9 protein-coding genes are annotated in these 9,981 nt (G+C 68.6%); 5 read left to right on the plus strand and 4 right to left on the minus strand.

Annotated features, from left to right (window positions below; all coding sequences use genetic code 11):
* Positions 1-8 precede the first annotated feature (8 nt).
* The 3 genes from P2Q66_RS03155 to P2Q66_RS03165 form a co-directional block, all read right to left on the minus strand.
* The gene (locus P2Q66_RS03155; protein WP_104443506.1) at positions 9-656 is read right to left on the minus strand and encodes a phosphoribosyltransferase family protein; all 648 of its coding nucleotides are present in this window, start codon (positions 654-656) and stop codon (positions 9-11) included.
* Between the two features lie 95 nt (positions 657-751).
* Entirely contained in the window at positions 752-1,579 is an 828-nt protein-coding gene (locus P2Q66_RS03160; RefSeq protein ID WP_079597760.1) for an alpha/beta hydrolase, read from the minus strand.
* 156 nt (positions 1,580-1,735) lie between these two features.
* Positions 1,736-3,115, minus strand: a complete 1,380-nt coding sequence (locus tag P2Q66_RS03165; RefSeq protein WP_275725497.1) for an amino acid permease — start codon at positions 3,113-3,115, stop codon at positions 1,736-1,738.
* Between the two features lie 223 nt (positions 3,116-3,338).
* On the opposite strand from P2Q66_RS03165, the gene P2Q66_RS03170 reads away from it, so the two are divergent.
* The 5 genes from P2Q66_RS03170 to P2Q66_RS03190 are packed head-to-tail and all read left to right on the plus strand — an operon-like array spanning position 3,339 to position 9,233.
* Entirely contained in the window at positions 3,339-4,049 is a 711-nt protein-coding gene (locus P2Q66_RS03170) for an NUDIX domain-containing protein (RefSeq protein ID WP_115525492.1), read from the plus strand.
* A complete protein-coding gene (nadA, locus tag P2Q66_RS03175; RefSeq protein WP_275725499.1) occupies positions 4,046-5,350 on the plus strand; it encodes a quinolinate synthase NadA in 1,305 nt (434 codons plus the stop codon). The genes P2Q66_RS03170 and nadA overlap by 4 nt, the downstream gene beginning before the upstream one ends.
* Positions 5,351-5,367: 17 nt before the next feature.
* Positions 5,368-7,158 carry an L-aspartate oxidase gene (gene nadB / locus P2Q66_RS03180; protein WP_275725500.1) on the plus strand — a complete coding sequence of 597 codons (1,791 nt, stop codon included), beginning with the start codon at positions 5,368-5,370 and terminating at the stop codon, positions 7,156-7,158.
* Positions 7,151-8,068 (plus strand): carboxylating nicotinate-nucleotide diphosphorylase, encoded by a 918-nt coding sequence (gene nadC / locus P2Q66_RS03185; RefSeq protein ID WP_275725503.1) that lies wholly within the window; start codon positions 7,151-7,153, stop codon positions 8,066-8,068. Before nadB ends, nadC begins: the two co-directional genes overlap by 8 nt.
* A gap of 7 nt (positions 8,069-8,075) precedes the next feature.
* Positions 8,076-9,233: a cysteine desulfurase family protein gene (locus P2Q66_RS03190; protein WP_275725504.1), complete on the plus strand. Its 1,158-nt coding sequence runs from the start codon at positions 8,076-8,078 to the stop codon at positions 9,231-9,233.
* Between the two features lie 80 nt (positions 9,234-9,313).
* On the opposite strand, the gene P2Q66_RS03195 is transcribed toward P2Q66_RS03190, so the two are convergent.
* Entirely contained in the window at positions 9,314-9,973 is a 660-nt protein-coding gene (locus P2Q66_RS03195) for a DUF1684 domain-containing protein (RefSeq protein WP_079597716.1), read from the minus strand.
* Positions 9,974-9,981: the final 8 nt, after the last annotated feature.

Below are 9,981 nucleotides of genomic sequence, written 5' to 3' on the forward strand. Positions count from 1 at the left end.
AGGCGCTGTTACTGCTTCAGGAAGCTGATGGCGTCGTCGTCGGTCAGCTGTTCGAAATGCCGGTAAAAGCTGCCCACCGCGCGGAACTTGCCCGGTACGTGCAGGCACAGCACGGCGTCACAGACCCGCTCCACCGAGGCTTCGGCGTCGATGGACCCCACCGGGGCGGCGGCAACCACCGCGGCCGCACCGCCCTCGCGAACGGCCTCGACGGCGGCCCGCATGGTGGCCCCGGTGGCCAGGCCGTCGTCGATGAGCAGGACCGTCTTGCCGGCAACGTCACGGCCGGTTCCGGGGTAGACGTCCACCCGCCGGAGCAGTTCGGCGCGCTCGCGTTTCTCCACCTCGTCCAGCCACTCGGGGCGGACACCGTGCTCCATCACGCGGTCCAGCAAGGGCTTGTTGATCAGCCGGACGGTGCGGCCGCGTGCCCACGCCAGCGCCCCGTAGGCCGTTTCCTCATGGCCCGGAATCCCCAGCTTGCGGACCAGGACGGTTCCCAGGGGAAGGTAGAGGGCCTTTGCTGCAGCAGCGGCCACCGGGATCCCGCCGCGGGCGAGGCCCAGGACCAGGGTGTCCGGCCGCTCGCGGAACTGCGGAAGCACCGCGGCCAGGCGCTCACCCGCCTCCGTGCGGTCTTCAAAAAGCGTAGCCATCTGCTCCTCCAGGCTTTCCAGGCCCCCGGTTTCAGCCTACCGCCAGGAACCCGGCACGGTGCGTTCGGCGGACGTTCCGCTGAGGAAACCGGACGTCAGACCGACAGGAACGTGATGGCGGCCTGCTTGAACGCCCTGCTGGTGACAGCGTTGGTGTGGTTCCGCCCCGGCAGGACCAGCTGCTCGGCCATGGAGCCGGCGTTCTGCGCCAGCTCCGCAAGCTTCGGCAGGCTACCAATCCGTTCATCCTGGTCACCGGCCACCAGGAGCATCGGCACGTGCGGGACGGCTTCGGACGGGTCGTAGGGTTCCGCCTTGATCGCCTCCACCAGGGAGAGCAGCGCGAAGATGTTGTTACTGGGCAGCAGCAGGGCCATCTTCAGGAGCCTGGCCGTGGATTCGTCGGCGATGGGCGTGCCGTCGGCCAGGTAGTCCTGCGCGGCCACAAGATCGAACTCGGCCAGCGGATCGGCAATGTTCGGCCCGCCCAGGACCAGGCGGTGGACGAGTTCAGGCTGGGTGGCCCCAAACTCCCAGGCGAGCCGGGAACCCAGTGAATAACCAACAACGTCCAGGCCGCTGGAAGGGTCACCGTCCTGCAGGGGCCGTACGCCGGCGTCGAACGCTGTCTGCAGCAGGTCCGCGCGGATCCTGCTCGGGGAGTAGGAGTCGCGGTCCTCGGGGGCGCCGCTGCGGCCATGGCCCGGCAGGTCTACGGTGATGACCCGGCGTCCGGCCTCGAGGAGGGCGGCCACCCAGCCGGTGTCCTCCCAGTTCAGCTTGGAGGAGGAAGAGAAGCCGTGGAGCAGCAGGACCGGCCGGAGCCCGGCGTCAACGGCGGGATCATGCAGCGCCACATACAGCTGCGGGTCGGTGCCCTCCACGGTGTGCGTCTGCTGCTGCCCTGTGTGCCTGCCGCTCATGGTGTCAGTCCTCATCAACTACGGCGCCCGGGGACCCGGCGCTACGGTTCCTCATCCTTCGGAGCCGTGCCCGCGAAGGTAGGCACCACTCTACCTGCCGGGCGAACCGGAAAAACCAAGGCCCGCTGCCCGCTTCCACCCCGGGCGGGGCGCGGCCTACCGGTCCTGCCGTGTGCGGCCGGTGAGCCGGGCACCGACTGCGCAGGCCGCCGCAATGCCCGCAATCAGTGCGAAGGTGCTGAAGAGCTGCACCCGGCTGCTGTCGGCGCTGAAGCCCACCGCGAAAATAAGGCCGAGCAGGACCAGTCCCAGGATGGTAAGCCCCGGAAATCCCTTCATCCGCAGGGGCAGGGGAGTGCCGTCACGGTCGGCGCGGCGCCGCAGGACCAGTTGGGACACCAGCGCGCTGCCCCACACCACCAGGCAGGTGGACCCGACCAGCTGGAACAGTGCAGGCAGGATCCGCTCCGGGAACAGCAGTTCCAGGACCGTGGCGATGAAGCCGAAGGCCACGGACACGCCCACCGCCAGCATCGGGACGCTCGCACCGCTCAGCCGGGACAGGAAGCGCGGCGCCTCCGCCCGCTCGGCCAGGGAGTAGACCATCCGCGACGCCCCGTACAGGTTGGCGTTCAGCGCCGACAGGAGGGCGACGACGGCCACCAGGGTGATGGCGGTTGCGGCGCCGGGGATCCTGGCCGCGTCCAGGACGCCCGCAAAGGGTGAGGCCAGGCCTTCGGAGGTGGCCGGCAGCACGGCGGCAATCACAAAGACCGAACCGATGTAGAAAACCAGGATGCGCCACACCACGGTGCGGATGGCCTTGCCCACGCTGTGTTCAGGGTCTTCGGTCTCCGCGGCCGCCACCGAAACGATCTCCGTGCCGCCGAACGCGAAGATCACCACAAAAAGCGCCGACGCGACGCCGCCCAGGCCCTGCGGGGCAAAATCTGCGGTGAGGTTGGCCAGGCCGGGGGACGCGACGTCCGGAAGGATGCCCAGGAGCAGGGCGGCGCCCACGGCCAGGAACAGCACGATGGCCGCCACCTTGAGGATGGCGAACCAGAACTCAAACTCACCGAAGTTCCGGACGCCGGCAAGGTTGATGCCGGTGAACACCACCATGAACACCAGTGCCAGCGCCCAGACGGGAACCACGGGCCAGACGGAGAACAGCAGGTCCGCTGCGCCAAGTGCTTCCGCAGCGATCACCACCACCAGCTGGAGCCACCACAGCCAGCCGATGGTGGCGCCCGCGGTCTTGCCCATGGCCCGTTCGGCGTAGACGGAGAAGGCGCCGCTGTTCGGGTTCGCGGCCGCCATCTCACCCAGCGCCCACATCACCAGGATGATGAGGGTTCCCGCCACCAGGTAGGAGATGAGCACGGCCGGGCCTGCCGCCTGGACGCCGGCCCCCGACCCGAGGAACAGTCCTGCGCCGATGGCGCTGCCCAGTCCCATCATGGTGAGCTGGCGGGGTTTCATGCTGTGGCCGAGGTGGCTGTGCGGACGCGCGGTGGCGGACTTCGTTGTCATGCGTGCTGAACCTTCTTGGGGTCTAGGGAAAGGGCTCCTCGTGGGACCACTTGAATTTACCGTGTTGGGGGCGCAGGTCGTACCCGGCACATCCGGCGCCGGACTACGTGCGGCCGGAAACATTTCCCATTCCGGCCGGAATGCCCGTAGAATTAGTTTTGGTCACGATGACCATAACTAAAGCGGGCGCCCAGCGCCCGACTCGGCCGAAGGCGGTGGAAGCATGTACAGCAGCTCAGCGAATGTCTCGGAGCGCCAGGCTGCGCCGCCGTCACTGGCCATCTCCACCGTCATTTTCGCGCTCCGGCCCAGCGAGACGTCCGGCCGGCCCACGCTTTGGCTGCCGCTGGTCCGCCGCATCCGGGAGCCCTTCAAGGGACTCTGGGCTTTGCCGGGCGGGCCGCTCACGCACAGCGAATCGCTGCAGGACGCCGCGTCACGGAACCTTCGGGAGACAACCGGACTGGCCCCCAGCTACCTGGAACAGCTGTACGCCTTCGGCGGCCTGCACCGCTCACCCACCCAGCGCGTGGTCTCGATCGTCTACTGGGCGCTGGTCCAGCCGACGGAGGCTGCCCTGGCGGACGTCTCGGAGAACGTGAGGTGGTTCCGCGCGGACCGCCTTGGGGACCTGGCGTTCGACCACAACGCCATCGTGGACTACGCGCTGTGGCGGCTGCGCAACAAACTTGCCTACGGCTCCGTGGCCTACCACCTGCTGGGCGAGTACTTCACCCTGGCGCAGGTCCGGGAAGTCTACGAGGCCGTGCTGGACCGCGAACTGGATCCCGCAAACTTCCGCCGGCAACTCAGGTCCACCCCCGAAATCGAAGAAACAGACCAATTCCTCCAGGGCGGCAAGCACCGCCCGCCACGCCTCTACCGCTTTACCGGCCGGCCCGGCCTTGACCCAGACAACAGGAGCACACTATGAGCAGCGTCAACACAGCAATCCAGCTGATCACGCGCGAACAGGCCGAAAAAGGCGCGGCGGCGAAGGGCAGCACCTGCAGCCCCGCCCTCGCCAAGGGCCCGTGGGACTACGACCTGGCCGAGGCCCTCGCCGGCGTGCCCGCTTACGGCCCCGGAGCGTCCAGTGCCGACGTTGCCCCGGCCGCCACGCCCCGCCAGGGCCAACTTCCCGAGGAGTACAAGCAGGCCAGCGACGCCGAGTTGGCAGGACGTATCCTCGCGGCAAAGGCTGAACTGGGGGACCGCGCCGTGATTTTGGGCCACTTCTACCAACGGGACGAAGTGATCCAGTACGCGGACTTCGTGGGTGACTCCTTCCAGCTGGCCAACGCCGCACTCACCAGGCCCGACGCGGAAGCGATCATCTTCTGCGGCGTCCACTTCATGGCCGAAACCGCAGACATCCTCTCCACCCCCGAACAGGCCGTCATCCTGCCCAACCTTGCCGCCGGATGCTCCATGGCCGACATGGCGGACGCCGACTCCGTGGCTGAGTGCTGGGAACAGCTGGAGGAAATCTTCGGCACCGAGCCCGACGCCGACGGCCGCGTTCCGGTCATCCCCGTCACCTACATGAATTCCTCCGCAGCCCTCAAAGCCTTCTGCGGCGAGCACGGCGGCATTGTCTGCACCTCGTCCAACGCCAAAACCGTCCTGGAGTGGGCCTTCCAGCGGGCCCGCCGCGTGCTGTTCTTCCCGGACCAGCACCTGGGCCGCAACACCGCCAAGGCCCTGGGCGTGCCGCTGGAGCAGATGCCCATGTGGAACCCCCGCAAGGACCTCGGCGGGAATGACGAACAGGCCCTCCTGGATTCCCGGGTCATCCTGTGGCACGGGTTCTGCTCCGTCCACAAGCGCTTCAGCGTGGCGCAGATCGAGAAAGCCCGGGCCGATTTCCCGGGTGTCCAGGTGATCGTCCACCCCGAGTGCCCCATGGAGGTGGTGGACGCTGCGGATTCGGCGGGCTCCACGGACTTCATCAAAAAGGCCATCGCCGGCGCCACCGAGCCCACCACGTTTGCCATCGGCACCGAGATCAACATGGTGAACCGGCTGGCGGCCGAATACCCGCAGCACAACATCTTCTGCCTGGACCCCGTGATCTGCCCCTGCTCCACCATGTACCGGATCCACCCGGGCTACCTCGCCTGGGTGCTCGAGGAACTCGTTGCCGGCAGGGTGGTCAACCGGATCACCGTTGACGACGCCGTGCAGGCCAACGCCCGGACCGCGCTCGAGCGCATGCTCGCCGCCAGGCCGTAATGAAAGGGCAGCCGAACATGCCCGCCCCCAGGGCGGCAACCCAGCCGCGGGGCAACGCTGGCAGCGTCCCGCGGCGGCGGCTGATCGTCGTCGGCACCGGCATCGCCGGCCTGTATGCCGCGCTGCTGGCAGCGGACGCCGGCGCCGACGTTGTCCTGCTTACCAAGGGCCAGCTGGATGAAAGCAACACCTGGTACGCCCAGGGCGGCATCTCGGCCGTGCTCGCCGACCCCGCCCCCGGAGACTCCGTGGCCGCGCACATTGCCGACACGCTCCAGGCCGGGGCCGGGCACTGCGACGAGGACGCCGTCCGCCTGCTGTGCACCGAAGCACGCCAGGACATCGCAGGGCTGCAGCGCTTCGGCGTGCGTTTCGACCTGGCGCACGACGGCGGCCCGGCCCTGGGCCTGGAAGCCGCACACAGTGCCCCCCGCATCCTGCATGCAGGCGGCGATGCCACCGGCGCCAAGGTGGCTGAAGGCCTCATCCGCTTGGTACTGGCAAGGGAGGCGGAGGGAAAGCTCACCGTCCTGGCCGAGGCCTATGCCACCGCCCTCGTGCAGCGGGACCGCAAGGTTACCGGCCTGGAGTACCTGCGGGACGGCCGCCGCTGCAGCCTCCAGGGGGACGCTGTCCTCCTGGCCACCGGGGGAGCAGGACAGCTGTTCGCCCAGACCACCAACCCCGCCGTGGCCACAGCCGACGGCCTCGCGCTCGCCGTCCGCGCCGGCGCCGCCGTGTCAGACCTGGAGTTCTTCCAGTTCCACCCCACCTGCCTGGTCAATGCGGCCACGGCCCACCCTGCCCGCCTGGACGGGCCCCTGCTGATTTCCGAAGCCGTCCGCGGTGAAGGGGCAGTCCTGCTGGATGCCGGTGGCCGCCGCTTCATGCGGGCCTACCACCCCGATGCCGAACTTGCCCCGCGCGACGTGGTGTCCCGCAGCATCGCCCTGCACCTGGCCAAGCTCGGCGACCCCAACGGCCACGTCTACCTGGACGCCCGGGTCATCGAAGAAACCCGCGGCACCGGCTTCCTCGAGCGGCGGTTTCCCACCCTCAGCCGGAAAACCCGCGAGGCCGGCATCGACTGGACCCGCGAACTGGTCCCCGTCGCGCCCGCTGCCCACTACTGGATGGGCGGCATCACCACCGACCTCCACGCCCGCACCAGCATCCCAGGCCTGTACGCAGCCGGCGAAGCTGCCTGCACCGGCGTCCAAGGGGCAAACCGGCTGGCCAGCAACTCCCTCCTGGAGGGACTCGTTTTCGGCCGGCGCGCTGTTCAATCCTTTCTTTCCGGTTCTGCTTGGGTGTCGCCTGACGGCGCTCCTCCGCGTACTAGCTCGGCCGCGGGCGGCCTCCCTTTGACGTACGCTTCCGGAACCCCGGCAGTCGACGAGGGCGGGTCACGTTCAGAAGGGCTTCCGATCAACGCGGCGGCCGAATCGGGTGCTTCGGGTGGGAGCCTGCTTGCCAGCTTCGGTGGGGGGAGTGAGCCGTTCTCGCGGGATACTCTTCGGCGGTTGATGACTTCGCATGCCGGGGTGCTGCGCTCCAAGGAACTGTTGGTAGAGGCGGCCGGAATCCTCGACCGGTGGGCCGCCGTCGTTCTTCCCGATGCTGTTGCTGCCGGCGGGGATGGCGATCCTTTGGAACTCGAGGACCGGAATTTGTTGCTGGCAGCCCGGCTGCTGGTCGCTGCCGCGCTTGCCCGCCGCGACTCCCTTGGGGCGCATTACCGCAGCGACGAGCCCGACGAACCCGAAACGTATTCCCTTCGCCCGAAAGCGAGCCTCCTCAATGACTGAACACTCCGTGCTGGACCAGGCCACCCGCAGGCACGCGGCCCCCGCGCTGACCCTGCCTGCGGCGCCCGTCCGGGAGATCCTCGAACGCGCCTTCGCCGAGGACGCTCCTGCCGGTGACATCACGTCCCAGCTCCTCATACCCGCGGACGCACGCGCCACGGCCGTACTGAACGCCCGCGTCCCCGGCGTCCTGAGCGGGGCAACAGTCTTCCGGGACGCCATGCAGCTCGTGGACCCCGGCACCTCCGTTGAGCTGCTGGCGGCCGATGGGGAAACGTTCCACGCCGGCACCCACCTCGCCCGGGTCAGCGGACCGGCGCGCTCGGTGCTCCTTGCCGAAAGGGTAGCGCTCAACCTGGTCCAGCGGATGTCCGCCATCGCCACCAGGACCGCCGAGTTCGTGCAGCTCACGCAGGGCACGTCCGCCCGCATCACGGACACCCGCAAGACAACCCCCGGGCTGCGCGTCCTGGAACGGTTCGCCGTGCGCTGCGGCGGGGGAGCCAACCACCGCTACAGCCTCTCCGACGCCGTTTTGGCCAAGGACAACCACCTGGCCGTTATGACCGGCGGGGACCCGGCCAAGCTCACCGGACTCCTGCTGGCCGCCAAGGCCCAGCTGGGCCACACCACGCACTTCGAAGTGGAAGTGGACCGCATGGACCAGATCGAGCCCGTCCTGGCCGCAGGCGTGGACACCATCATGCTGGACAACTTCACCGTGGACGAGCTGAAGGCGGGCGTGGCGCTGGTGGCAGGACGGGCACGGGTGGAAGCGAGCGGAAACGTCAACCTGCAGACCGTTGCAGCCATCGCCGCGACGGGTGTGGACGTCATCTCGGTCGGTGCCCTCACCCACACGGTGGCGGCCCTGGACCTCGGCCTGGACGTCGAACTGACCGTGCGGTGAACACGCCGTGATCTTCCTCGACGCCGCCGCCACCACCCCGGTCCGCCGGGAAGTGCTGGACGCCATGTGGCCCTACCTGACCGGCGAATTCGGAAACCCCTCGAGCCATCACGGCCTCGGTGAGGCAGCGGCCCGGGCGCTCGCAGATGCGCGGGCCTCGGTTGCTGCCGTCCTCGGCTGCCGGCCCGGCGAGGTGACGTTCACCTCCGGGGGCACGGAGGCGGACAACCTGGCCGTCAAAGGTATTGCCCTGGCACGGCAGGCTGCCGACCCGGCGCTGACCAGGGTGGTGATCAGCGCCGTCGAACATCCCGCGGTGGAGGAATCAGCCCGGTACCTGGAGCGCTTCCATGGCTTCACCGTCGATGTGCTTCCCGTGGACAGCACCGGCCAGGTTACGCCGGAAGCACTGGCCGGCCTTCTCCGGCCGGAGACCGCCCTCGTCAGCGTCATGTATGCCAACAACGAGGTGGGCACCGTCCAGCCCGTCGCCCGGCTGGCCGCCCTGGCCCGGGAGCTCGGTGTGCCCTTCCACACCGATGCCGTCCAGGCGGCGGGCTGGCTGCCGCTGGACACCAAGGCGCTGGGCGTTGATGCCATGAGCATCTCCGGGCACAAGCTCGGTGCGCCCAAAGGCTGCGGCGTGCTGTTCGTGCGGGGCCGGACCCGGCTGGAGCCGGTCATCCACGGCGGCGGCCAGGAACGCGGCCGGCGCTCCGGGACGGAAAATGTGGCGGGAGCCGTTGGCCTGGCCACCGCCCTGACGCTTGCCCAGTCCCGGCAGCGGGACCAGGAAGTGAAGGTTACGGCGCTCAGGGACACGTTCATCAGTGCCGTGCTGTCCGCTGTACCCGGGGCGGTCCTCACCGGCCATCCCACAGAGCGGCTTCCATCCGTGGCGTCGTTCTGCTTTCCCGGGACGAGCGGCGAATCCGTGCTCCTGGAACTGGAACGCCAGGGTGTGGTCTGTTCGAGCGGATCGGCCTGCGCCGCAGGCTCCGATGCGCCCTCGCCCGTGCTGACCGCCCTCGGGATTTCCGCCGAGGTTGCGCAGACGGCGGTACGGTTCAGTTTTGACGCGTCGGTGACGGCGGAAGACCTGGACGCCGCTGCCCGGGCAGTCAGCACGGCGGTCGCGAGTGTCAGGACCCTCGGCGCGGGCTAGCGGTGCCTGGTCCTAGCAGGCGGTGGACGGGCTGTTGTTCCTCCACGAGGGCGGGGGAGGAAAAAATGATCCGTCACTCGTCAGTAAAGCTCGCCTACCGGGATCTCGACGGCCAGCCTGTTGGACGGGCCGGGCAAAGGGCATGCCCAGGCCTCGTTGTACGCACACGAGGGGTTGTAGGCAAAGTTGAAGTCCAGGACGAACGTGGCACCGGGGCCGGTGCCCTGGACGCCGTGGAAAGCGCCCTTGATGGTGTCCAGCAGATACCGGCCTGCCCCGTAGGTTCCACCCGGCTGCCCTGCTGTGGCGTCACGGAAGGGCACGAAGATGCCGCCGCCGTAACCGTGGAGCTTCCAGACCGCGAGCTGCCCCATCTCCGGCAGGTCGAACGTGCCCAGCCGGATGAAGCGGACCACGCCGTCGGTGCCGGTATCCACGGTCAGTTCGCGGCCGGCACCTTCCTTGGTCAGCGGCACATGGAAGCGGTAGATGGGGTCGTAGTCCGCCGTCTTCAGCCCCGAAAACCGTGCCTTGTCTGCCGCGGTCAGCGCGGACGCCGGGTGTGTGGCAAACATCAGGTCGCGCTGGTGCCGCCAGTAGGAATGCGCCTCCGCCGGATTCTCCGCGGAAAGCTTCCGGACATTGTCATACAGCGCAAATGTCCGCAGCCGCCAGTCTGCAATGTCGACGGCGGAGATGTCCGCCGGGGTTTCTTCGGCTATGCCGTGCTGTTCCGCCATAGCCCCAG

The organism is Arthrobacter sp. Cr_A7 (assembly GCF_029222765.1).
Classification (GTDB): Bacteria; Actinomycetota; Actinomycetes; order Actinomycetales; family Micrococcaceae; genus Arthrobacter.